25 protein-coding genes are annotated in these 19,419 nt (G+C 67.5%); 9 read left to right on the top strand and 16 right to left on the bottom strand.

Going from position 1 to position 19,419, the window contains the following annotated elements:
* Nucleotides 1-9 precede the first annotated feature (9 nt).
* The 4 genes from ACAM58_RS00920 to minE all read left to right on the top strand — a co-directional run bounded on the left by ACAM58_RS00920 (nucleotide 10) and on the right by minE (nucleotide 3,344).
* A complete protein-coding gene (locus tag ACAM58_RS00920; RefSeq protein WP_278877708.1) occupies nucleotides 10-1,296 on the top strand; it encodes a solute carrier family 23 protein in 1,287 nt (428 codons plus the stop codon).
* A 121-nt stretch (nucleotides 1,297-1,417) separates the two neighbouring features.
* The gene (gene minC / locus ACAM58_RS00915) at nucleotides 1,418-2,191 is read left to right on the top strand and encodes a septum site-determining protein MinC (RefSeq protein ID WP_278877705.1); all 774 of its coding nucleotides are present in this window, start codon (nucleotides 1,418-1,420) and stop codon (nucleotides 2,189-2,191) included.
* Nucleotides 2,192-2,246: 55 nt separating this feature from the next.
* Nucleotides 2,247-3,062 (top strand): septum site-determining protein MinD, encoded by an 816-nt coding sequence (gene minD, locus ACAM58_RS00910; RefSeq protein ID WP_012745231.1) that lies wholly within the window; start codon nucleotides 2,247-2,249, stop codon nucleotides 3,060-3,062.
* 3 nt (nucleotides 3,063-3,065) lie between these two features.
* Entirely contained in the window at nucleotides 3,066-3,344 is a 279-nt protein-coding gene (minE, locus tag ACAM58_RS00905) for a cell division topological specificity factor MinE (RefSeq protein ID WP_012745230.1), read from the top strand.
* Nucleotides 3,345-3,392: 48 nt separating this feature from the next.
* On the opposite strand, the gene ACAM58_RS00900 is transcribed toward minE, so the two are convergent.
* Together ACAM58_RS00900 and ACAM58_RS00895 are read right to left on the bottom strand one after the other, a co-directional pair.
* Entirely contained in the window at nucleotides 3,393-4,310 is a 918-nt protein-coding gene (locus ACAM58_RS00900; RefSeq protein WP_307593181.1) for an alpha/beta fold hydrolase, read from the bottom strand.
* A 216-nt stretch (nucleotides 4,311-4,526) separates the two neighbouring features.
* Nucleotides 4,527-5,129, bottom strand: a complete 603-nt coding sequence (locus tag ACAM58_RS00895) for a TetR/AcrR family transcriptional regulator (RefSeq protein ID WP_012745227.1) — start codon at nucleotides 5,127-5,129, stop codon at nucleotides 4,527-4,529.
* A 195-nt stretch (nucleotides 5,130-5,324) separates the two neighbouring features.
* Here ACAM58_RS00895 and ACAM58_RS00890 point away from each other — a divergent pair, with 195 nt between their 5' ends.
* The gene (locus ACAM58_RS00890; protein ID WP_307593182.1) at nucleotides 5,325-6,269 is read left to right on the top strand and encodes a CysB family HTH-type transcriptional regulator; all 945 of its coding nucleotides are present in this window, start codon (nucleotides 5,325-5,327) and stop codon (nucleotides 6,267-6,269) included.
* Nucleotides 6,270-6,383: 114 nt separating this feature from the next.
* Nucleotides 6,384-6,644, top strand: coding sequence for a hypothetical protein (locus ACAM58_RS00885; protein WP_012745225.1), 261 nt, complete (start codon nucleotides 6,384-6,386; stop codon nucleotides 6,642-6,644).
* Between the two features lie 19 nt (nucleotides 6,645-6,663).
* Here ACAM58_RS00885 and ACAM58_RS00880 read toward each other — a convergent pair whose 3' ends face one another.
* A complete protein-coding gene (locus ACAM58_RS00880) occupies nucleotides 6,664-7,095 on the bottom strand; it encodes an RcnB family protein (protein WP_307593183.1) in 432 nt (143 codons plus the stop codon).
* 178 nt (nucleotides 7,096-7,273) lie between these two features.
* Here ACAM58_RS00880 and ACAM58_RS00875 point away from each other — a divergent pair, with 178 nt between their 5' ends.
* Both ACAM58_RS00875 and ACAM58_RS00870 read left to right on the top strand, forming a co-directional pair.
* On the top strand, nucleotides 7,274-7,456 hold the full coding sequence (locus ACAM58_RS00875; RefSeq protein ID WP_018903373.1) for a hypothetical protein: 183 nt from the start codon (nucleotides 7,274-7,276) through the stop codon (nucleotides 7,454-7,456).
* A 13-nt stretch (nucleotides 7,457-7,469) separates the two neighbouring features.
* Nucleotides 7,470-8,108, top strand: coding sequence for a GDSL-type esterase/lipase family protein (locus tag ACAM58_RS00870; RefSeq protein WP_307593184.1), 639 nt, complete (start codon nucleotides 7,470-7,472; stop codon nucleotides 8,106-8,108).
* A gap of 9 nt (nucleotides 8,109-8,117) precedes the next feature.
* On the opposite strand, the gene ACAM58_RS00865 is transcribed toward ACAM58_RS00870, so the two are convergent.
* From ACAM58_RS00865 to ACAM58_RS00850, 4 genes are all read right to left on the bottom strand, one after another.
* A complete protein-coding gene (locus tag ACAM58_RS00865; RefSeq protein ID WP_307593185.1) occupies nucleotides 8,118-8,636 on the bottom strand; it encodes a class IV adenylate cyclase in 519 nt (172 codons plus the stop codon).
* A 313-nt stretch (nucleotides 8,637-8,949) separates the two neighbouring features.
* Nucleotides 8,950-9,318, bottom strand: coding sequence for a hypothetical protein (locus ACAM58_RS00860; protein ID WP_012745220.1), 369 nt, complete (start codon nucleotides 9,316-9,318; stop codon nucleotides 8,950-8,952).
* Nucleotides 9,315-9,920, bottom strand: a complete 606-nt coding sequence (locus ACAM58_RS00855) for a cob(I)yrinic acid a,c-diamide adenosyltransferase (protein ID WP_307593186.1) — start codon at nucleotides 9,918-9,920, stop codon at nucleotides 9,315-9,317. Before ACAM58_RS00855 ends, ACAM58_RS00860 begins: the two co-directional genes overlap by 4 nt.
* 16 nt (nucleotides 9,921-9,936) lie before the next feature.
* The gene (locus ACAM58_RS00850; protein WP_307593187.1) at nucleotides 9,937-10,443 is read right to left on the bottom strand and encodes a DinB family protein; all 507 of its coding nucleotides are present in this window, start codon (nucleotides 10,441-10,443) and stop codon (nucleotides 9,937-9,939) included.
* Between the two features lie 87 nt (nucleotides 10,444-10,530).
* Between ACAM58_RS00850 and ACAM58_RS00845 the strand changes: the two genes are divergently transcribed.
* Entirely contained in the window at nucleotides 10,531-11,955 is a 1,425-nt protein-coding gene (locus tag ACAM58_RS00845) for an FAD-binding oxidoreductase (protein ID WP_369663901.1), read from the top strand.
* A gap of 83 nt (nucleotides 11,956-12,038) precedes the next feature.
* Here ACAM58_RS00845 and ACAM58_RS00840 read toward each other — a convergent pair whose 3' ends face one another.
* The 9 genes from ACAM58_RS00840 to ACAM58_RS00800 all read right to left on the bottom strand — a co-directional run bounded on the left by ACAM58_RS00840 (nucleotide 12,039) and on the right by ACAM58_RS00800 (nucleotide 19,314).
* Nucleotides 12,039-12,938: a CsgG/HfaB family protein gene (locus tag ACAM58_RS00840; protein ID WP_012745216.1), complete on the bottom strand. Its 900-nt coding sequence runs from the start codon at nucleotides 12,936-12,938 to the stop codon at nucleotides 12,039-12,041.
* 108 nt (nucleotides 12,939-13,046) lie between these two features.
* Complete coding sequence (locus ACAM58_RS00835) at nucleotides 13,047-13,994, bottom strand: ParB/RepB/Spo0J family partition protein (protein WP_307593189.1); 948 nt, start codon at nucleotides 13,992-13,994, stop codon at nucleotides 13,047-13,049.
* Nucleotides 13,994-14,545 (bottom strand): alpha/beta hydrolase, encoded by a 552-nt coding sequence (locus tag ACAM58_RS00830; RefSeq protein ID WP_307593190.1) that lies wholly within the window; start codon nucleotides 14,543-14,545, stop codon nucleotides 13,994-13,996. The genes ACAM58_RS00835 and ACAM58_RS00830 overlap by 1 nt, the downstream gene beginning before the upstream one ends.
* Complete coding sequence (locus tag ACAM58_RS00825) at nucleotides 14,545-15,459, bottom strand: ParA family protein (RefSeq protein WP_012745213.1); 915 nt, start codon at nucleotides 15,457-15,459, stop codon at nucleotides 14,545-14,547. Before ACAM58_RS00825 ends, ACAM58_RS00830 begins: the two co-directional genes overlap by 1 nt.
* A 7-nt stretch (nucleotides 15,460-15,466) precedes the next feature.
* On the bottom strand, nucleotides 15,467-16,081 hold the full coding sequence (locus tag ACAM58_RS00820; protein WP_307593191.1) for a LysE family transporter: 615 nt from the start codon (nucleotides 16,079-16,081) through the stop codon (nucleotides 15,467-15,469).
* Between the two features lie 114 nt (nucleotides 16,082-16,195).
* Nucleotides 16,196-16,837, bottom strand: coding sequence for a 16S rRNA (guanine(527)-N(7))-methyltransferase RsmG (gene rsmG / locus ACAM58_RS00815; RefSeq protein WP_369663900.1), 642 nt, complete (start codon nucleotides 16,835-16,837; stop codon nucleotides 16,196-16,198).
* On the bottom strand, nucleotides 16,834-18,792 hold the full coding sequence (mnmG, locus tag ACAM58_RS00810) for a tRNA uridine-5-carboxymethylaminomethyl(34) synthesis enzyme MnmG (protein WP_369663899.1): 1,959 nt from the start codon (nucleotides 18,790-18,792) through the stop codon (nucleotides 16,834-16,836). Before mnmG ends, rsmG begins: the two co-directional genes overlap by 4 nt.
* 190 nt (nucleotides 18,793-18,982) lie before the next feature.
* On the bottom strand, nucleotides 18,983-19,129 hold the full coding sequence (locus tag ACAM58_RS00805; protein ID WP_012745209.1) for a hypothetical protein: 147 nt from the start codon (nucleotides 19,127-19,129) through the stop codon (nucleotides 18,983-18,985).
* Nucleotides 19,129-19,314, bottom strand: coding sequence for a DUF1328 family protein (locus tag ACAM58_RS00800; protein ID WP_012745208.1), 186 nt, complete (start codon nucleotides 19,312-19,314; stop codon nucleotides 19,129-19,131). Before ACAM58_RS00800 ends, ACAM58_RS00805 begins: the two co-directional genes overlap by 1 nt.
* Nucleotides 19,315-19,419 lie beyond the last annotated feature (105 nt).

The following is a 19,419-nucleotide window of genomic DNA, read 5'->3' as shown; positions in this document are numbered from 1 at the left end:
TAACCACTCATGAGCAACCTGTTCAGCTGGCGCGAAGTCGCCGCCACCGAGGGCCGCGTGGTCGCGCCCGATGAACGCCTGCCCTGGCTGCAGACCGGCGCGATGGGCGTGCAGCACGTGATCGCGATGTTCGGCGCCACGGTGCTGGCGCCCATCCTGATGGGCTTCAATCCCAACATCGCCATCCTGATGAGCGGCATCGGCACGCTGATCTTCTTTTTGGTGACGGGCGGCAAGGTGCCCAGCTACCTGGGCTCGAGCTTCGCGTTCATCGGCGTGGTGATCGCGGCCAGCGGCTATGCGGGCAAGGGGCCCAACGCCAACATCGCGGTGGCGCTGGGCGGCATCGTGGCCTGCGGGGTGGTCTACATCCTGATCGGCGCCCTCGTGCAGGCGATCGGCACCGGCTGGATCGAGCGCTTCATGCCGCCGGTGGTCACGGGCGCCGTGGTGGCGGTGATCGGGCTCAACCTGGCGGGCGTGCCGATCAAGAACATGGCAGCCAGCAATTTCGACTCGTGGATGCAGGCCGTCACCTTTCTCTGCGTGGGGCTGGTGGCGGTGTTCACGCGCGGCATGCTGCAGCGCCTGCTGATCCTGATCGGGCTCATCCTGGCTACTGCGGTCTATGCGCTGCTGACCAACCTCTTGGGCATGGGCAAGCCGGTCGACCTGTCCGGCATTGCCAATGCGGCCTGGTTCGGCATGCCCACCTTCACCGCGCCGGTGTTCACCACCAACGCCATGCTGCTGATCGCGCCCGTGGCCATCATCCTTGTGGCCGAGAACCTCGGCCACCTGAAGGCGGTCACGGCCATGACGGGGCGCAACCTCGACCCCTACATCGGCCGCGCCTTCATCGGCGACGGCATTGCCACGGTGGTGAGCGGCGCCTCGGGCGGCACCGGCGTGACCACCTATGCCGAGAACATCGGCGTGATGGCGGCCACGCGCATCTACTCGACGGCGGTGTTCGTGGTGGCCGCGCTCATTGCGCTGGTGCTGGGCTTCAGCCCCAAGTTCGGCGCGCTGATCCAGGCAATTCCGCTGCCGGTGATGGGCGGCGTGAGCATCGTGGTGTTCGGCCTCATCGCCATTGCGGGCGCCAAGATCTGGGTCGACAACAAGGTCGACTTCTCGCAGAACAAGAACCTGATCGTGGCCGCCATCACGCTCATCATCGGCACTGGCGACTTCACGCTGAAGTTCGGCGATTTCGCGTTGGGCGGCATCGGCACCGCGACTTTCGGGGCGATCATTCTTTACGCACTGCTCGGCAGATCGCGCAACGCCTGAGCCTTTTAAAAGTGAAACCTCGTGCAATAAATGTTCTGCGGGGTGCTTGAAGCGGGCCCCGTTCACTGGCCGGAAGCCCGCGCCCGTTAGACTTCAACGCTTTTCGCACCGACGTTTTCCAATGGCCGATGTCTCCGCCGCGCGCACCAAGGCGGTTTTCGAATTCAAGAGCGCCACGCTGCCGCTGATCGCAGTGATCCTCAAGACGGCCGACCTGGCCGTGCTGGCCGAGGCCCTCGACGCGCAGCTGGCCGATTCGCCCGATTTCTTCGAGCAGGAGCCGGTGGTCATCGACCTCTCGCAGCTTCAGCCGGACGAGGAAAGCGGCGAGGAACCCCCGGCGCTCGACTTCGCGGCGCTGCGCGGCCTGCTGGCGCGCCACCAGACGCAGCCGATTGCGGTGCGCGGGGGCAACAACGCCCAGAATGCCGCGGCGCGCGCCGCCGGCCTGTCGCTCACGGCCATGCCGGTGGCGCCCGCGCCGCGCTCACCGGCGCCGCCGGCCGCTTCGCCGGCGCCCGCCAGCGAAGCACCGCAGATCGTGCGCGAAGTGCCGGTGCCGGCCAACGGCACGTTGCTGATCGACAAGCCGCTGCGTTCGGGCCAGCAGGTCTACGCCCGCGGCGGCGACGTGGTGGTGACCGCCGTGGTGAGCTTCGGCGCCGAGGTCATTGCCGACGGCAACGTGCACGTCTACGCGCCGCTGCGGGGCAAGGCCATTGCCGGCGCGCGCGGCAACACCGAGGCGCGCATCTTCTCGACCTGCATGGAAGCGCAGCTCGTGGCCATTGCGGGCATCTATCGCACCAACGAGGTGCCGCTGCCCGACCCGGTGCTCGGCAAGCCGGCCCAGATACGCCTGGATGGCAAGAAGCTGGTGATCGATCCGATCTGATGTGCCGAGGCACATCCGACCAACAACAACCGAATTGAAACAAGAAGGAATGGCCATGGCCAAAATTGTGGTGGTGACCTCAGGCAAGGGCGGCGTCGGCAAGACCACGACGAGCGCCAGCTTCGCGTCGGGCCTCGCGCTCGCGGGCAAGAAGACGGCGGTGATCGACTTCGACGTGGGCCTGCGCAACCTCGACCTCATCATGGGCTGCGAACGCCGCGTGGTGTACGACCTCATCAACGTGATCCAGGGCGAGGCCAACCTGAGCCAGGCGCTCATCAAGGACAAGCAGTGCGACAACCTGTTCGTGCTCGCGGCCTCGCAGACGCGCGACAAGGAAGCGCTCACGCAGGAAGGCGTCGAAAAGGTGCTGGCCGACCTGGCCGCCATGGACTTCGACTACATCGTCTGCGATTCGCCCGCCGGCATCGAGACCGGCGCGATGATGGCCATGCACTTTGCCGACGAGGCGCTCGTGGTGACCAACCCCGAGGTATCCTCGGTGCGCGACTCCGACCGCATCCTGGGCATGCTCAGCAGCAAGACCAAGCGGGCGAAGGAAGGCGGCGACCCCATCAAGGAGCACCTGCTGATCACCCGCTACAACCCCAACCGCGTGGCCGGCGGCCAGATGCTCTCGCTGGAAGACATCCAGGACATCCTGCGCATCAAGCTGATCGGCGTCATTCCCGAGTCGGAAAGCGTGCTGCAGGCGTCCAACCAGGGCGTGCCCGCAATCCACGACAAGGATACCGACGTGGCCAAGGCCTACAGCGACGTGGTCGCGCGCTTCCTGGGCGAAGACCGCCCGATGCGCTTCGTCGACGCCGAAAAGCCGGGCTTCTTCAAGCGAATTTTCGGAGGCAAGTAGGCCATGTCCTTTTTCTCGTTCCTGCTCGGCGAAAAGAAGAAGACGGCCAGCGTCGCCAAGGAGCGGCTGCAGATCATCCTCGCGCACGAGCGGTCCAGCCTCAGCGGCAAGAAGCGCCCCGACTACCTGCCCGACCTGCAGCGCGAGCTGATGGCGGTGATCTCCAAGTACGTGAAGATCAATGCCGACGACATCAAGGTTCACCTGGAGAAGCAGGACGACCTCGAAGTGCTCGACATCAAGATCGAGCTGCCCGACCCGGCACCCTCGCCGGCGCGCTGAAGAAAGAACGCGCGGGCGGGGCGCCACCTGCCCGCGTTCGCCCGCCGCTCAGGGCTGCGCCACGAAGCGCACCACCTGGCGGACCACGTCCTCCTCCTTGAGGATGCGGCGGTGCCCCAGTCCCTGCGTGGCCACCAGCCGCGCTCCCCTGATCGCGTCTCTGTAAGCCTCGGCGTCGGCAAAGCGGTTCACGCGGTCGCCCTGGTCATGCACGATCAGCGTCGGCTGCGCGATGCGCGGACCGACGGCCGCCGGCTCCAGCTGCGCCATCAGGACGCCTTCGCGCGCCTCGAACCGCCGCTGCATGGCCAGGCGCGTCGCCTCGCTGAGGCCGAAGGTGTGCGCGAAGTAGCGCGTGTATTCGCGTGGCGAGGCCGGCGGCGCGAGCAGCACCAGCCGTTCGGCCTGCAGGCCCTGCGCGGCCGCCAGCGCCAGCCCGTTGGCGCCCAGCGAATGGGCGGCCACCGCGCGCAGCGCATGGCCGTCGGCCGCCAGCCTGGCAACCACGTACGCAATGGCCCGCGCGAACTGCGGCGAGTTGCTCATGGTGCCCGCGCTGCGGCCATGGGCCGGCAGTTCGAGCAGCACCGGCCGCAGGCCCGCATCGGCCAGCGCCTGCGCGAGCGCCAGCATCTGCCCCGCATGCCCGCCCCAGCCGTGCACCAGCAGCACGACGGGCGCCGATTCCGCGCCGAAGTCCTGCGCAGCCAGATGATAGAGGCCGAGGCTGGCGTCTTCGAAGGCCCAGGCCTCGCGCCGCCACGCCGCGCCCGGCCCCTGGCCGCGGTAGAGCCACTTGGGCGGCAGCGGCGTGCCGAACACGCGGTAGGCGGCGCGCACGCCCAGCGCGGGCCACAGCCGCTGCGAGGCGGTCAGGCCGAAGCGCAATGCGCGCATCAGCCGGCCCGGACGGTAGTAGTTGGACTGGGCGGCATGCGTGGCCGCGGAGGTGGTGGTGCTCGTCATGCCATGGGCTCCTGCGTTCTTCATTCAGTACCAGACCCAGTCCTCGTTGCTGCGCGGCAGGCTGCGCAGCGCATCGCGGGTGGCGTCGGCGCCGATGGCACCCACATAGACGGCAAGGCAGAGGGCAATGATCAGCATGGTGCTTCTCCTTTTTATCGCACGATCGTGCGAAATTAAGACAAAGAAAGACGAAAACGGAATGGCCTGTGCCGTGGCTCAGGCGCGGTAGCTCGAAAGAAGCCGCTGCCAGGTCTGCGTGGCGCGATCGGCGGCCTGGGGGTCGCGCAGGAAGCGCGCGTCGTGCAGCAGGCCCATGATGAGGCCGTTCAATTCGCTGACCAGCTGCGCCGGGTCGGTGTCGGCCCGCAGCTCGCCGGTTTCCACCGCCTGGAGCACCGTGCGGCGCAGCGCGGCGCGCCAGCGCGTGATCTCGCCGAACAGCAGGTCGCGCAGCTCGCCTTCGCGGTCGTCGTATTCGAAGGCACCCGCCATGTAGATGCAGCCGGTTTCGGCCTCGATGTCGCGGGTGCGGGCAATCCAGCGTCCGACGATGTCGTCGAGCCGCGCGAGGCCCTTGGGCTTTTGCATGGCCGGCACGAACACGTCGGCCAGGAAGCGGCGGCCGTATTCCTCGATCACCGCCTTCTGCAGCGCCTCGCGCGAACCCACGCGCGAGAACACGCCGCTCTTGGAGAGCGCCAGGCGGCTGGCGACGGCCTGCAGCGTGATGGCCTCCAGGCCTTCGGCCAGCGCAAGGTCCATCGCCGCGCCGACGATGGCGGCGCGGGTGAGTTCGCTTTTCTGGGTCTTGGCGTCCATGCAGGCCATTTTAGCACAGCCGTGCGAAATTGCAAATTCACCTGTTGCGGCATTGGCGGAAGGCCCGCACAGATGTTTTTCTCATGTGAAACCAACAAACGCATCGTTCCCCGCATAAGCACTTGTGCCGAGAATCGCCGCTCGGCCCGCTGCGGGCCCGTGCCTTTTCCTCCTCCCGATCTTCTTCCGCGCCAGATGAACTTCCAACAACTGCGCTCGGTACGCGAGGCCGTTCGTTGCGGCTTCAACCTGACCGAAGTCGCCCATACCCTCCACACCTCCCAGCCGGGCGTGAGCCGGCAGATCCGCGAGCTGGAGGAAGAGCTCGGCATCGAGCTCTTCGTGCGCGCCGGCAAGCGCCTCACCGGACTCACCGAGCCGGGCGGCCACGTGCTGCCGATCATCGAGCGCATGCTGCTGGAAAGCAGCAACCTGCGCCATGCCGGGCAGGAGTTCGTCGCGCAGCAAAGCGGCCTGCTCTCGGTGGCGGCCACGCATTCGCAGGCGCGCTATGCGATGCCGGTGGCGGTGCAGGAATTCCGCGCGCAGTTTCCCAACGTGAAGCTGCACCTGCACCAGGGCTCGCCCAAGCAGATCGCGCAGATGCTGATCGGCGGCGAGGCCGACGTGGGCATCGCCACGGAGGCGCTGGGCGACTATCCCCAGCTGGTGGCCCTGCCCTGCTACCGCTGGACGCATTCGGTGATCGTGCCGCCGGGCCATGCGCTGCTCGATGCGCCGCTGACGCTCGAGGCGCTCACGCGCCATCCGCTGATCACCTACGACACCGGCTTCACCGGGCGCTCGCGCATCGACGAGGCCTTTGCACAGCGCGGGCTCGCGCCCAACATTGTGCTGGCCGCGATGGACGCCGACGTGATCAAGACCTACGTGCAGCTGGGCATGGGCGTGGGCATCGTGGCCGGCGTGGCCTACGAGACGGAGCGCGACACGCAGCTGCGCGCGCTCGATGCGGGCCGGCTCTTCGGCATCAACATGACCAAGCTCGCGGTGCGGCGCGGCAACTACCTGCGCAAGTACGTCTACGCCTTCATCGAATCGTTCGCACCCACGCTCACGCGCGCGGTCGTCGAAAAGGCTCTGGGCGATGAAGCGAAGGGATCGCACTACGAAATCTAGTGCGCGCGCAACGCCTTCGGCGCCCGCTGCAACAGGTTTTAGAAAGATGCGCGCTGCTTCACAAAGGGGGCGTACATTCGGGTTAATTCCTTGGCTTCCCGGAACGGATCAGCAATGGCATCGACCCCGCAGCAGCAACAGAAAACAAGGGCCGCCCTGAAGGCCGCCGACGCCGCCGAACGGCGCGAGCGGCTGAGGCGTGCGTTGCCCGCCACGGTGGAACTGCTGCAGAGCCGCCAGGCGGACCGCATCGACGACAGCGACATCGAGGCCTACGTGAGCCTGAACTGGCTCGAATGGCACGGCGGCGGCCTGCGGCTCACCATTACCGGGCGCAACGTCTGCGCCCAGTCGCTGCCCACGGTGGTGGCCTGAGAGTCCCGCGCCCGGCGGGTTACTGGCTGCCCACGATGATCTGCGCGATCACGCCGGTCGCAATGGCCGCGAGCACGTAGTCGCCGCCCACGCCCACCCACTGGTAGCCGCGCGGCGGCTGCTGCAGGCGATAGCTGCGCCAGTCGTTCACCACGTAGTTGCGGCCGCGGTATTCGCTGGGCACGCGCCCGCCGCGGCGCCATTCCGCGTGCGGCTGCGGGTAGCCGCGGCGATCGAACTGGCGGCCGGGGCGATAGTCCTCGCGGCCATAGCGGTCGCCGCGGCGATCGTCGTGCCGGTCGAACTGGCGGTTCTGCTGTTCGTAGCGGCCGTTGCCGCGGTTGTCGTGGTCGCCGTCATGGCCGCGGCCTTGCGCGAAGGCGCTCCCCGCTGCCATGCACATCGCGAGCGCCGCAGCAGCGACGGCCATGCTCTTTGACTTGATGATCATCTGGAACTCCTTCGTGTTGATGACGAGTCCATTGTCAGCGGCGCTTGTGTCTGCCCCGCACGCATCAGGTCGCGGTCAGGTGAAATCAGGTAAGTGCAGGTATCCGGGCGGCGTGCTGTCCGACCCTGGCGACAATGGGCCTCCCAACCATCGCCGGCGTGGAGGCGCCATCATCAACATGCGTGACAAGATCATTGGCGCCATCGGCATCGTGTGGGGCGGCGGCATGCTCCTGAGGTGGCTCATGTCGGGCCCGCCGGCCGGCATCGGCGGCTACCAAGGCGGTCAGACCGCCGGGGCTCTGCTGGGCGCGGTCATGCTGGTTGCGGGCCTGTACCGCTTCTTCAAGCGTCCCGACTGAGGCGACGCGCAGCATGAAGCGACGTCACCTCCTCCACCTGCTGGCCGGCGTGCCCGCAGCCGTCCTTGTGCCCGCCTGCGGCAAGCGCAAGCCCTCCGCCGCCGCGTTGAAATCAGATGCCCGCGTGCTCGCGCTGGGCGACAGCCTGACTTTCGGCTACGGCGCGCCGCCCGAGGCCGCCTGGCCCGTGAAGCTGGGCGAGCTCACCGGTTGGCAGATCGAGAACGCGGGCCTCAACGGCGACACCTCGGCCGGCGCGCTGGAGCGCCTCGCGCCGCTGCTGGCTGCCGGCAGCTACGACGCGGTATTGATCGGCATCGGCGGCAACGACATGCTGCGCGGCGTGTCGCCAGCGGCCACGCGCGAGAACCTCGCGGCCCTTGTCAGCCAGGCGCGCGCGCACACGCCCTACGTGGCGCTGCTGGCCACGCCCTCGCCCGACGCCATGCGCGCGGCCGTCGGCTCGCTGAGCGATGCGCTGTTCTACGAGGAGGTGGCGAAGTCGGGGCAGGCGCTGCTCGTGGCCAATGTGTATTCGAGCGTGCTGTCGGACGCATCGCTGCGCTCCGACCGCATCCATGCCAATGCTGAAGGCTATGCGCGCATTGCGCAGCAGCTCGCCGACCAGCTCAAGGCCGCCGGCTGGCGGTGACGGCGGGGCTCAGGCAGTCTGCAGCAGGTCGACGTAGGCACCCTGCACGAGCTGCTCGGACGCAATGCCCAGCTGCGCCATGAGCGCATGCGCTTCGGCCGTGCCAACCTCGGCAGGCTCGCCATCTTCCAGCACCACCTCGAGTTCGAGGAATTCGCCCAGGCCCTCCACGCGGTCGAGGTGCACGCGCGTGCGGCCCACGATGAAGAGCCTTCGCTGCTTGCGCACGCGCCCGGCCTGGCCCCAGGCGAGCGTGAGCGATTCGCGCAGCGCGTCGGGCGTGGTGGTGGGCGAGATCAGGTAGAACGATTCCTTCGGGCCGCTGCTGTTGGCGCGGCGATAGAAGATCAGCTCGGCGCGGTCGGGCGCGAAGGTGCGCAGCTTGAGGCGGTCGGCGTTGTTTTCGCAGCGGAAGAAAGTGTCGTCCTGCGCGATTTCGAGAGGGCCTGAATCGGCGAGCTTCGCGGCGATGAGTGCCACGCGTTCGACGCTGTCGATGCGGGCCTTGATCTCTATGTTTCTTGCCATTTTCTGGTGGTCTGTGTGTTGCGGCTTTTGTTCGCGTTCTTGTTCAGGGCGCGTGCCCAGGCCACCGGGTACTCCCCTCCGCGAATGTCCCCCGGCCTGCGGCCTCCTCCTTAATTTCGCTGCGGGGAGCACCCGATACCCTGTGCACGAGGGCACGCTGCTGGTGTACCGCTGATCAACCAATGCTCTGTCCAACGCTCCCGCTGATGGGGTGCCTTGCGCAGCGAAATCAAGGGGGAGGCCGCAGGCCGGAGGACATTCGCGGAGCAAGGTACCCCGTCGGCGGGAGCGCGCCCCGAACAAAGCGCTCACATCAAGGCGCGCTACCCTGCGGCCCCACAGGCGGCGGCGCGGTGCGGCCACTCGAACCCGGCGCGAGCTTGCGTCCGAAGGCTTCGCCGACCCGGCGCACCGGCCGGCTGGCTTTTTCCGAAACGTTGTTGACGCCGCGCCGCGTCGCGTTCTCGGCGCGGTCGATGCCGCGGCCGGCGGCGTTGGTGCCGCGCTGCACGCTGTTCACGACCTTGCTGTCACGCGGCGGCGGCTTGAGCGTGTGCGCCGGCTGCGCCCTGGGCGGGTTGTCGGCGCTCTGCGCGTGAACGGTGGCGGCGGACAGCAGCAGGAGCGCGGCGCTTGCCGCGGCCAGCGCGAATCCATGGGCGGGTGTTTTCTTTATCGTCATGATGGGCTTCCTTCTTCGTCGATGGGCTCGGCTGTATCCGCCGCCGCGGCGCGCGCCATGCGTTCGCTCTTCCAGTAGACGTCGTCGCCGCCGTTCATCCGGTTGAGCACGCGCGCGAGCACGAAGAGCAGGTCGCTGAGCCGGTTGAGATATTGGCGCAGTGCATCGTTGAGCTCGGCCGTTGCGCCGAGCGCCACCACGGCGCGTTCGGCCCGCCGCGCCACCGTGCGGCACACATGCGCGAGCGAGGCCGCGCGCGTGCCCGCGGGCAGGATGAATTCGGCCAGGCGCGGCAAGGCGGCGTTGTGCTCGGCCAGCGCGTTGTCCAGCTGCAGCAGCGCGTCGGCCTTCAGCAGCGTGTAGCCCGGCATCGAAAGCTCGCCGCCCAGATTGAAGAGCTGGTGCTGCACGTCGACCAGCAGTTCGCGCACGGACTCCGGCATGGGCTCGCACAGCAGCAGGCCGATCTGCGAGTTGAGCTCGTCCACGTCGCCCATCGCGTGCACGCGCAGGTGGTCCTTGGGCACGCGGGTGTTGTCGCCGAGGCCGGTGGTGCCGTCGTCGCCGGTGCGGGTGGCGATCTGCGAAAGTCGGTTGCCCATGATGGGTGCTCCTGGTTTATGCGGCGACCGCGGCCTTCGACGCATCGATCTTGCCGGCCAGCCATTGCAGGCCCGCCAGATGCTGCTGGTCGTGGCTGCAGAGGTAGTGGACAAGGCTGCGCATCGTGAGTGCCCCATAGCCTTCGAACACCGCCGTGCGCGCAAGTTGCATGTCCGTCAGGTTCGAGACGATGTCCATGGTCCGGGCACGCGCAATGCGAAATTCCGCCAGCACCTTTTCCGCGTTGGCCATGCCATAGGCACGCGCAATGGCGAGCGGCTCGCTGTCGATCGAGGCCAGCGTCGGACGGCTTTCTTCCAGCGTGCGGCGAAAGCGCACGTGATAACCCTCGACCTCGATGTCGCGCACATGGCAGAGCTGCTCGATGGCCGTGAAGGCCTCGCTGGGCACACCCTCCCACGAGGGCGGCGCCCAGTGCCGGAAGGCATGGGGAATGGCCGCGTAGTGGGCTTCGAGCTGCGAAGGGAATGCGGCAAGCGCTGCGAGGGTCGTGGGGTTCATGGCTTTTTCCGAAGCGCATTATGGTGCGCGCTCCGTAAAATGGCCGGACAGAGCCCCCGCCCCCCTTTCACGCCCAGGAGACGCCCGATGAACGCCCCGACCCCAACCTCGCACCTGCTGCCGGAGGTTCATCTGCGCAATGTGCCCGACAGCCTGATCGAGGGCCTGAAAGCGCGCTTCGGCAGCAACTGTTCCACGGCCATGGCCGTGCGCACCCAGCATGGCCGCGACGAGTCCTCGTTCGATGCGCCGCCCCCCTCGGCCGTGGTGTTTGCCGAAAGCACGCAGGACGTGGCCGACGCGGTGAAGCTCGCAAGCGAGCACAGCGTGCCGGTCATTCCCTTTGGCGTGGGCTCGTCGCTCGAAGGCCACCTGCTGGCGGTGCAGGGCGGCATCAGCATCGACGTCTCGCGCATGAACCGCGTACTGTCGGTCAATGCCGACGACCTCACCGTGACCGTGCAGCCCGGCGTCACGCGCAAGCAGCTCAACGACGAGATCAAGAGCACGGGCCTGTTCTTTCCCATCGACCCGGGCGCGGACGCCTCCATCGGCGGCATGACCGCCACGCGCGCGAGCGGCACGAACGCGGTGCGCTACGGCACCATGCGCGAGAACGTGCTGGCGCTCGAAGTGGTCACGGCCAGCGGCGACGTGATCCGCACCGGCACGCGCGCAAAGAAGTCGTCCGCCGGCTACGACCTCACGCGCCTCATGGTGGGCAGCGAGGGCACGCTGGGCGTGGTCACCGAAGTCACGCTGCGCATCTACCCGCTGCCCGAGGCGGTGTCGGCCGCGATCTGCTCGTTCCCGAGCATCGAGGCCGCGGTGCGCACCACCATCGAGACCATCCAGCTCGGCGTGCCGATCGCGCGCGTGGAGCTGATCGACGTGAACACGGTGCGCATGGTCAACACCTACGCCAAGCTGAACCTGCGCGAAGAGCCGATGCTGCTGATGGAATTCCACGGCTCGCCGGCCGGCGTGAAGGAGCAGGCCGAGACGGTGCAGGAGCTCGCGAGCGGCCATGGCGGCAACGCCTTCGAATGGGCCAGCACGCCGGAAGAGCGCACGCGCCTGTGGACCGCGCGGCACAACGCCTACTTTGCGGCCGTGCAGTCGCGCCCCGGCTGCCGCGTGATCTCGACCGACACCTGCGTGCCGATCTCGCGCCTGGCCGACTGCCTGCTCGACTCCGTGGCCGAGGCCGATGCCAGCGGCATCCCCTACTTCCTGGTCGGCCACGTGGGCGACGGCAATTTCCACTTCGGCTACCTGCTCGACCCGAACATCCCCGAAGAGCGCGTGAAGGCCGAGGAACTGAACCATTCGCTCGTGAGCCGCGCATTGGCGCTCGAGGGCACCTGCACCGGCGAGCACGGCGTGGGGCTGCACAAGATGGACTTCCTGGTGACGGAAGCTGGCGTGGGTGCGATCGACATGATGCGCACGATCAAGCGCGCGCTCGACCCGAAGAACATCATGAATCCCGGAAAGATCTTCGCGCTCTGATCCTTTCGGAAGCACGCCCATGAAAAAGCCCGGCGGCTCGCAAGAGCCCCGGGGCTTTTTTGCCGCTGGCCGAACGCCTTGCCTTACCTGCGGCGGCGTGCGGGCGCCGGCTGCTCGGCCGGCACATAGGTCTGCGACGGTGCCGCGCCGCCATCCACGCCGAGCCGGCCGCCGCCGCCCAGGCCCTGGCCGCGCACCGTCTGCGCCTTGTAGCTGCGCAGCGAACGGACCATCTGGTTGAAGGCGTCCATGAAGGCCGCGGCAATCACCTTGCCTTGCGCCGTGTTGGTGTAGCCGCCGAGGCCGCCGCCGGCACTGCGGCCGGCCAGTGCACCGAAGGCGCCGAAATCGGTCTTGGAGGCGCTGCCTTCCGAAGCCGCGACCTGCACACCCGAGCGGTTGTCGATGAGCGTCAGCAGCGCGCTGGCTTCCTTGGTCTGCATGTTGCCGCCGATGGTGGCCAGCGCGCGGCCGCGGCCGCCGCCGACCAGCCCGCCCAGCGCGCCGCCGATGCCGCCGGCATCGCTGTTGCTGAACACAATCTCGGGCGACAGGCCGTAGTCGGACGCCACCATCTGGCCGCGGCCGAAGTTGCTGCCGCCGCGCATCTCGCCCGACTGCATGAGCGCGCGCTCGCGCGTCATCGCGTTCATGCCGGCCGCGCCGCGCTCCACCACCACGAAGCAGTTCGACTGCTGCACCAGAAGGCGCAGCAGGTTGGCCGTGGGCGGCAGGCGGTACTCGCCGGTGAGGATGGTGTACCAGCCGGCATTCACGTTCTCGATCAGCGAGACGGTGCCGAGCGGCGATTCGCAGCGCTCGAGCTGGCTGCTTTCGCCGGCGGTGGCGGAACCCGCGGCGCTGCCCGTGGCCATGGTCTTGGCCGACTGGCTGCCCATCTGCATGTCGGTGGTCGCGCAACCGGTCAGCAGCAGTGCGCCGACGGCCACGGCCGCGAACGGAAACCTTGTCCTGAACTTCATGATGAACTCCCTCTCCTCGAGATCTGGTGTTGAAACGTCAGCGGCGAGGATACGCGTAAAAGATTGCAAGAATCAATCGCGCGAATGTCCGACTGGACGCGTCCGTACCTAGGCCGTTCGGCGGATGCGCTCGATCAGCCCGTTGAGCGCCTCGATCGAGCCGAAGTGGATCGCCAGCTCGCCGCTCTCCTCCACCTTGCCGCCGCGCTTGCTGCGCTTCTTGATGCGGACCTCGACCTCGGCGGTCAGCAGGTCGGCCAGCTCCTCTTCCACGCGCTGCAGGTCGCGCGACTTCTCGCCGTCGTTGCTGCGGCGGGACGGCGTGAGGGTGAACTCGGCCGCCAGCCTTTTGACCAGCGCCTCGGCTTCGCGCACCGACATCTTCTTGGCCGCGATCTGGTTGGCGGCCGTGATCTGCGTGCCGCGGTCCAGCGAGAGCAGCGCGCGGGCATGGCCCATGTCGATGTCGCCTGCCATCAGCATCTGCTGCGCCGGCTCGGCCAGGTTCAGCAGCCGCAGCAGGTTGCTGGCCGCGCTGCGCGACCGGCCCACGGCCTGTGCAGCCGCTTCGTGAGTGAGCCCAAACTCTGAGACCAGGCGTTGCAGGCCTTGGGCTTCTTCGAGCGGATTGAGGTCTTCGCGCTGGATGTTCTCGATCAGCGACATGGCCGCCGCGGCCTCGTTGGGCACGTCGCGCACCAGCACCGGCACGCGGTCCAGGCCCGCGAGCCGGGCGGCGCGGAAGCGGCGCTCGCCCGCGATGATTTCGTATTCGGCGTTCTTGGCGGCGGCCGATTCGGCATCGAGCCGGCGCACCAGGATCGGCTGCATGATGCCCTGCGCCTTGATGCTCTCGGCCAGCTCGTAGAGCGCGCCTTCGTCCATGCGGGTGCGCGGCTGGTAGACGCCCGCCACCATCTCGTCGAGCATCAACGTGTTCGGGTTCTGCGCGGCGGCGCCTTCGTCGGTACCGCTGGGGTCGGCGGACGGCGCGGCCGTGGGGCCGAGCAGCGCTTCGAGGCCGCGCCCCAGGCCCTTGGGTTTCTTGGTCGCCATCAGTGCGTGTCTTTCGTCGAGATTTCGTTCAGTAGTTGCCGGCCCTGGGGCCAGTCGCCCAAGCCGGATTCGGCGTTCAGGTGGCCGCCCGCACCGGCGTCGACGAAGCGGGCGCCCCAGTCGGCGGCCATCTGGCGCGAGCGCGCGGCTTCGCAGTAGGGATCGTCGTTGGCGGCGATCAGCACCGAGGCAAAGGGCAGCGGCTGGCGCACGATGGGCGCCCAGCCCGGAATCAGCTGGCGCAGGTCGTCGCGTTCGACGTCGCCGGGCGCGACCAGCAGCGCGCCCCGCACCTTGTGCGTATTGCGCGAATGCGCGGCCCAGGCCGCAACGAGGATGCATCCCAGGCTGTGCGCCGCAAAGACCACGGGCTCGGGTGCCGCCAGCACCTCTTCCTCGAGCCGCGCGGACCAGTCGCCGCGCAGCGGCCGCATCCAGTCGTGCTGTTCGACGCGGTGGTCGGCGTGGACCGATTCCCAGCGGGTCTGCCAATGGCCGGGGCCGCTGTTCCGCCAGCCCGGCAGCAGGAAGACGCGAGACAACACGGCCATCAGAAGCTTTTCTCGCCCGAATCGGGGCCGCCTGCCGGCGACAGCACATCCTCCGGGACCGCCAGGTTGGGCGGCGCGACCGGCCCGACCGGCGCAATGGGCGGCGCAACGGCACCGGATGCGAAGGCGCTGGCGGGCGGCATCTTCTCGACCAGTTCCTTGGCAAAGGCAACGAAGGCCTGGCTGCCGCGCGCGGCCGGGTCGAACACCACGCCCGGCAGCCCATAGCTGGGCGCTTCGGCCAGCCGCACGTTGCGCGGAATCACGGTGTCGAACACCTTGTCGCCGAAGTGGGCCTTGAGCTGCTCGCTCACCTGCTGCTGCAGCGTGATGCGCGGATCGAACATCACGCGCAGCAGGCCGATGATCTGCAGGTTCTTGTTGAGGTTGGCGTGCACCTGCTTGATGGTGTTGACCAAGTCCGTGAGCCCCTCGAGCGCGAAGTACTCGCACTGCATCGGCACGATCACGCCATGGGCGGCGCACAGGCCGTTGAGCGTCAGCAGGCTCAGGCTCGGCGGGCAGTCGATCAGCACGAAGTCGTACTCGGCGCCCACCGTCGCAAGCGCGGTGCGCAGGCGCTTTTCGCGGCGGTCGAGCGCCACCATTTCGACTTCGGCGCCGGCCAGCTCGCGGTTGGCACCGAGCACGTCGTAGCCGCAGCCGCCCTCCACCAGCTTGTCGGCCTTGACGCGCGCCTCGGCCACCGAAGCCGACTCGAGCAACACGTCGTACACCGTGAGCTCCAGCTGACGCTTGTCGATGCCCGAACCCATGGTTGCATTGCCCTGGGGATCGAGGTCGATCATCAGCACCCGCTGGCCCACCTTGGCCAGGCCGGCGGCCAGGTTGACGGTGGTGGTGGTCTTGCCGACGCCGCCCTTTTGGTTGGCAATGCAGAAAATCTTGGCCATATGAGGATCAGCGGGAAATGGCGAGCTTGATGCCGAAGGCGATCAGGAAGACGCCCGCGAGCTTTTCGAGCCTGCTCGAAATGCGCGGATTGGCGCGGATGCGCTCCGCCAGAAAGTGCGTGAGCAGCGTCGACGTGAGGCCGTAGAGGAAGGTCAGCGCGGCGATCGTCACCGCCATGGCGCCGAAAGTGACCACGCCCTGGTGGCGCGCGGGGTCGACGAACAGCGGAAAGAAGGCCATGTAGAACACGATGGCCTTGGGATTCAGCAAGGTGATGGCCAGCGCCTGGCGCATGAAGTGGCTGGGGCGGATGTTGAGGATGGGTGCCGCGCCGGGCTTGGCCAGCAGCATCTTGGCGCCCAACCATGCCAGGTAGACGGCGCCCAGCCACTGCACCGCCTTGAATGCGGCCGGATAGGCCGCCAGCACGGCCGCCACGCCCGCGACCGCCGCCCACATCAGGAACTGGTCGCCGACGATCACGCCCAAGGTGGCCGCCAGGCCGCCACGGATTCCGCCTTTGCTGGTCGAGGTGATCAACGCGAGGTTGCCCGGACCGGGAATCAGGAGAAAGAGGACGATGGCGGCGACGAATGCGCCGTAGTCAGCAATGCCGAACATGGGATTTGCCTCGAGAAGAGAGCCAGGGGGAGGCGTCGAGTCTAAGCGAGGCCGGCCCGGCGAGGATCGTTCGGCACCGGCTTTCGCCGATCCGGCAACCTCTTTTTTGGCGATTCAGGCCGCTTCCTGGCGCGCCCAGACAATGCAGCGCTCGGCGTCCAAGCCGGGAACAGTCAATTGTTCCACGTGAAACACCGCGATACCCTGGGGCAAGGCGGCGAGCTCATCGGTGGGCACCTTGCCTTTCATGGCCAGCCAGACACCGCCCGACGCCAGCAGGTGCCGCGAACCGTTGAAGAAATCGGGCAAGGAGGCAAAGGCGCGGGAGCTGATGACTTCATAGCTGCCCGTCAGCGATTCGACGCGCGCATGCAGACCGCGCAGGTTGGGCAATTCGAGCTCGGCCGCCACCTGCTGGACGAAGGCCGCCTTCTTGGCCACGGCGTCGAGGCAGCTCACCTCGAGGTCTGGCCGCAGGACGGCAATCACCACGCCCGGCAGGCCACCGCCCGATCCCACGTCGAGCAGCTTGCCCTTCCCTGCCCATTCGCGCTGCAGCGGCGCCACGGCCGCGAGGCTGTCGAGCAGATGGTGCGTCAGCACGCTGGCCGGATCGCGCAGCGCCGTGAGGTTGTAGACCTTGTTCCACTTGAGCATCAGCGTGCCGTAGGCCAGCAGCTGTTCCGCCTGCGCATCGGACAAGGCCGTGCCCAGGGCTGCCGCGCCCTGGCGCAGCGTGTCGATGGGCGCGCTCATTGGGCGGGTTGCGATTCTGCGGCGGCTTCCGTGGCGGCGTCGCGGTTGAATGCCTTGTGGCCGCCTTTGCGCAAGTGGATCATCAGCAAGGAAATGGCGGCCGGCGTGACGCCCGAGATGCGCGACGCCAGGCCCAGCGTCTCGGGCCGGTGCTTGTCGAGCTTCTGGCGAACTTCGAAACTCAGCGCCTTGACCTGGCTGTAGTCGAAATCGGCCGGCAGGCGCAGGTTCTCGAAATGCGCCGCGCGCTCCACTTCGTCGTGCTGGCGCTCGATGTAGCCCGAGTACTTGGCCGAGATCTCGATCTGCTCGATCTCGGTTTCACTGAGGGGCGATCCGGCGCTGTACTTTCCACCGTCCAGCGACATCAGCGTTTCGTAGTTCACATCAGGCCGGCGCAGCAGGTCGGCCAGGTTGTATTCGTGCTCGATGGCCTTGCCGAGCACGCGCTCCGACTCGGCAGCCCGGAGGTTGCGCGGATTCACCCAGATCGACTTGAGCCGTTCTGTTTCACGTGAAACAGTGTCGCGCTTGCGGCTGAAAGCATCCCAGCGCGCATCGTCCACCAGGCCCAGCTTGCGCCCTGCTTCGGTCAGGCGCATGTCGGCGTTGTCCTCGCGCAGCTGCAGCCGGAACTCGGCGCGGCTCGTGAACATGCGGTAAGGCTCGGTCACGCCCTTGGTGATCAGGTCGTCGACCAGCACGCCCAGGTAGGCTTCGTCGCGGCGCGGCAGCCAGGCTTCTTCGCCGCGGCACTGGAGCGCGGCATTGATGCCGGCAAACAGGCCCTGGGCCGCCGCCTCTTCGTAGCCAGTGGTGCCGTTGATCTGCCCGGCAAAGAACAGGCCCTTGATCGAGCGCGTCTCGAAGCTGCTCTTGAGTTCGCGCGGATCGAAGTAGTCGTACTCGATGGCGTAGCCGGGCCGAAGGATGTGGGCGTTCTCCAGCCCGGGCATCGAGCGCACGAGCTGGTACTGGATGTCGAACGGCAGGCTGGTCGAGATGCCGTTGGGGTAGTACTCGTTGGTCGTCAGGCCTTCGGGCTCGAGAAAGATCTGGTGGCTTTCCTTGTCGGCAAAGCGGTTGATCTTGTCTTCGACGCTCGGGCAGTAGCGCGGACCGACGCCGTCGATCTTGCCGGTGAACATCGGGCTGCGGTCAAAGCCCGAGCGGATGATGTCGTGGGTGCGCGCATTGGTGTGGGTGATCCAGCACGGCATCTGCTGCGGATGCATGTCGGCCCGGCCCATGAAGCTGAACACCGGCATCGGCCCTGCCCCGCCCGGCATGCCGTCGCCGGGTTGCTCGGTGCACTTCGAAAAGTCGATGCTCCGGCCGTCCAGCCGCGGGGGCGTGCCGGTCTTCAGGCGGCCCTGCGGCAGCTTGAGTTCCTTGAGCCGCGCCGACAGGCTGACCGCCGGCGGATCGCCCGCGCGTCCGGCCTGGTAGTTGTCCAGGCCCACATGGATGCGGCCGTCGAGAAAAGTCCCGGCGGTGAGCACCACCGTGCGCGCACGAAAGGCAATGCCCACCTGCGTGACGGCGCCGACCACGCGGTCGCCTTCCACCATCAGGTCATCGACGGCCTGCTGGAACAGGCTCAGGTTCGGCTGGTTCTCCAGGCGACGGCGGATCGCGGCCTTGTACAGCACGCGGTCGGCCTGCGCGCGGGTCGCACGCACCGCCGGGCCCTTGCTCGAATTGAGAATGCGGAACTGGATGCCCGCCTCGTCGGTGGCAATGGCCATGGCACCGCCCAGCGCATCCACCTCTTTCACGAGGTGGCCCTTGCCGATGCCGCCGATCGACGGGTTGCAGCTCATCTGCCCCAGCGTCTCGATGTTGTGGGAGAGCAGCAGCGTCTTGGCGCCCATGCGTGCGGCGGCAAGCGCGGCTTCGGTGCCGGCATGGCCACCGCCGACGACGATCACATCGAATTCTTCGGGGTACAGCATTTGAAAGAGGGGGCGCACTACTGACGCGTGCGCTGCGCAAAGGGGGCACCGATTTTAATCGGGGGTGCCGGTTTGCGTTCGAAATGCGGGCAATATGGTTAATGGCGCCTAAACCACCTCGGCATCTCGGCCAAACCCTCTTGTAGATTAGATAGTTTGCTATTGATTTAATAGCAAAAGGCGGCGGCGCTCAGGCGTGCCGCCGGCGCGAGCGGTGCTCTGGAAGCTGCCAGTGCGTCTGCGTCACCAGCAGCACGCGCACCACGCGATGCGCCGGGCTCTGCAGCAGCAGGCCGAGCGGACGGGGCCGCGGCCAGACGGGTGCCGGATGCTGCATCAGTCGATCGCCTTTTTCACCGCGCCAATCCCCAGCGCCGCCAGGACCACGAACACCACCGCCAGGACCAGGAACAGCCCGAACAGCAGCTTTGCGATGCCGGCTGCGCCTGCCGCAATGCCGCCGAAGCCCAGCACCCCGGCCACCAGCGAGATCAAGGCAAAAATAATCGCGTACTTCAACATCTGAAAACTCCTTGCGGCGAGCCTCGCCCGCCGTGCGGGGGAGCTTAGGAACCGGCCACTGCCGCCCCGATAGTCGCGCCGCGCGAGCGGCCGTAGGACAAACGC

The sequence above is a fragment of the Variovorax sp. V116 genome (assembly GCF_041154435.1).
GTDB lineage: Bacteria > Pseudomonadota > Gammaproteobacteria > Burkholderiales > Burkholderiaceae_C > Variovorax > Variovorax paradoxus.
The sequence above is the reverse complement of the archived record's forward strand: the minus strand, read 5'-3'. Positions and strand labels throughout refer to the sequence as shown.

Coding starts and splice junctions, on each gene's coding strand:
- ACAM58_RS00920 (WP_278877708.1), top strand. CDS start 10: ATGAGCAACCTGTTCAGCTGGCGCGAAGTCGCCGCCACCGAGGGCCGC.
- minC (WP_278877705.1), top strand. CDS start 1,418: ATGGCCGATGTCTCCGCCGCGCGCACCAAGGCGGTTTTCGAATTCAAG.
- minD (WP_012745231.1), top strand. CDS start 2,247: ATGGCCAAAATTGTGGTGGTGACCTCAGGCAAGGGCGGCGTCGGCAAG.
- minE (WP_012745230.1), top strand. CDS start 3,066: ATGTCCTTTTTCTCGTTCCTGCTCGGCGAAAAGAAGAAGACGGCCAGC.
- ACAM58_RS00900 (WP_307593181.1), bottom strand. CDS start 4,310: ATGACGAGCACCACCACCTCCGCGGCCACGCATGCCGCCCAGTCCAAC.
- ACAM58_RS00895 (WP_012745227.1), bottom strand. CDS start 5,129: ATGGACGCCAAGACCCAGAAAAGCGAACTCACCCGCGCCGCCATCGTC.
- ACAM58_RS00890 (WP_307593182.1), top strand. CDS start 5,325: ATGAACTTCCAACAACTGCGCTCGGTACGCGAGGCCGTTCGTTGCGGC.
- ACAM58_RS00885 (WP_012745225.1), top strand. CDS start 6,384: ATGGCATCGACCCCGCAGCAGCAACAGAAAACAAGGGCCGCCCTGAAG.
- ACAM58_RS00880 (WP_307593183.1), bottom strand. CDS start 7,095: ATGATCATCAAGTCAAAGAGCATGGCCGTCGCTGCTGCGGCGCTCGCG.
- ACAM58_RS00875 (WP_018903373.1), top strand. CDS start 7,274: ATGCGTGACAAGATCATTGGCGCCATCGGCATCGTGTGGGGCGGCGGC.
- ACAM58_RS00870 (WP_307593184.1), top strand. CDS start 7,470: ATGAAGCGACGTCACCTCCTCCACCTGCTGGCCGGCGTGCCCGCAGCC.
- ACAM58_RS00865 (WP_307593185.1), bottom strand. CDS start 8,636: ATGGCAAGAAACATAGAGATCAAGGCCCGCATCGACAGCGTCGAACGC.
- ACAM58_RS00860 (WP_012745220.1), bottom strand. CDS start 9,318: ATGACGATAAAGAAAACACCCGCCCATGGATTCGCGCTGGCCGCGGCA.
- ACAM58_RS00855 (WP_307593186.1), bottom strand. CDS start 9,920: ATGGGCAACCGACTTTCGCAGATCGCCACCCGCACCGGCGACGACGGC.
- ACAM58_RS00850 (WP_307593187.1), bottom strand. CDS start 10,443: ATGAACCCCACGACCCTCGCAGCGCTTGCCGCATTCCCTTCGCAGCTC.
- ACAM58_RS00845 (WP_369663901.1), top strand. CDS start 10,531: ATGAACGCCCCGACCCCAACCTCGCACCTGCTGCCGGAGGTTCATCTG.
- ACAM58_RS00840 (WP_012745216.1), bottom strand. CDS start 12,938: ATGAAGTTCAGGACAAGGTTTCCGTTCGCGGCCGTGGCCGTCGGCGCA.
- ACAM58_RS00835 (WP_307593189.1), bottom strand. CDS start 13,994: ATGGCGACCAAGAAACCCAAGGGCCTGGGGCGCGGCCTCGAAGCGCTG.
- ACAM58_RS00830 (WP_307593190.1), bottom strand. CDS start 14,545: ATGGCCGTGTTGTCTCGCGTCTTCCTGCTGCCGGGCTGGCGGAACAGC.
- ACAM58_RS00825 (WP_012745213.1), bottom strand. CDS start 15,459: ATGGCCAAGATTTTCTGCATTGCCAACCAAAAGGGCGGCGTCGGCAAG.
- ACAM58_RS00820 (WP_307593191.1), bottom strand. CDS start 16,081: ATGTTCGGCATTGCTGACTACGGCGCATTCGTCGCCGCCATCGTCCTC.
- rsmG (WP_369663900.1), bottom strand. CDS start 16,837: ATGAGCGCGCCCATCGACACGCTGCGCCAGGGCGCGGCAGCCCTGGGC.
- mnmG (WP_369663899.1), bottom strand. CDS start 18,792: ATGCTGTACCCCGAAGAATTCGATGTGATCGTCGTCGGCGGTGGCCAT.
- ACAM58_RS00805 (WP_012745209.1), bottom strand. CDS start 19,129: ATGCAGCATCCGGCACCCGTCTGGCCGCGGCCCCGTCCGCTCGGCCTG.
- ACAM58_RS00800 (WP_012745208.1), bottom strand. CDS start 19,314: ATGTTGAAGTACGCGATTATTTTTGCCTTGATCTCGCTGGTGGCCGGG.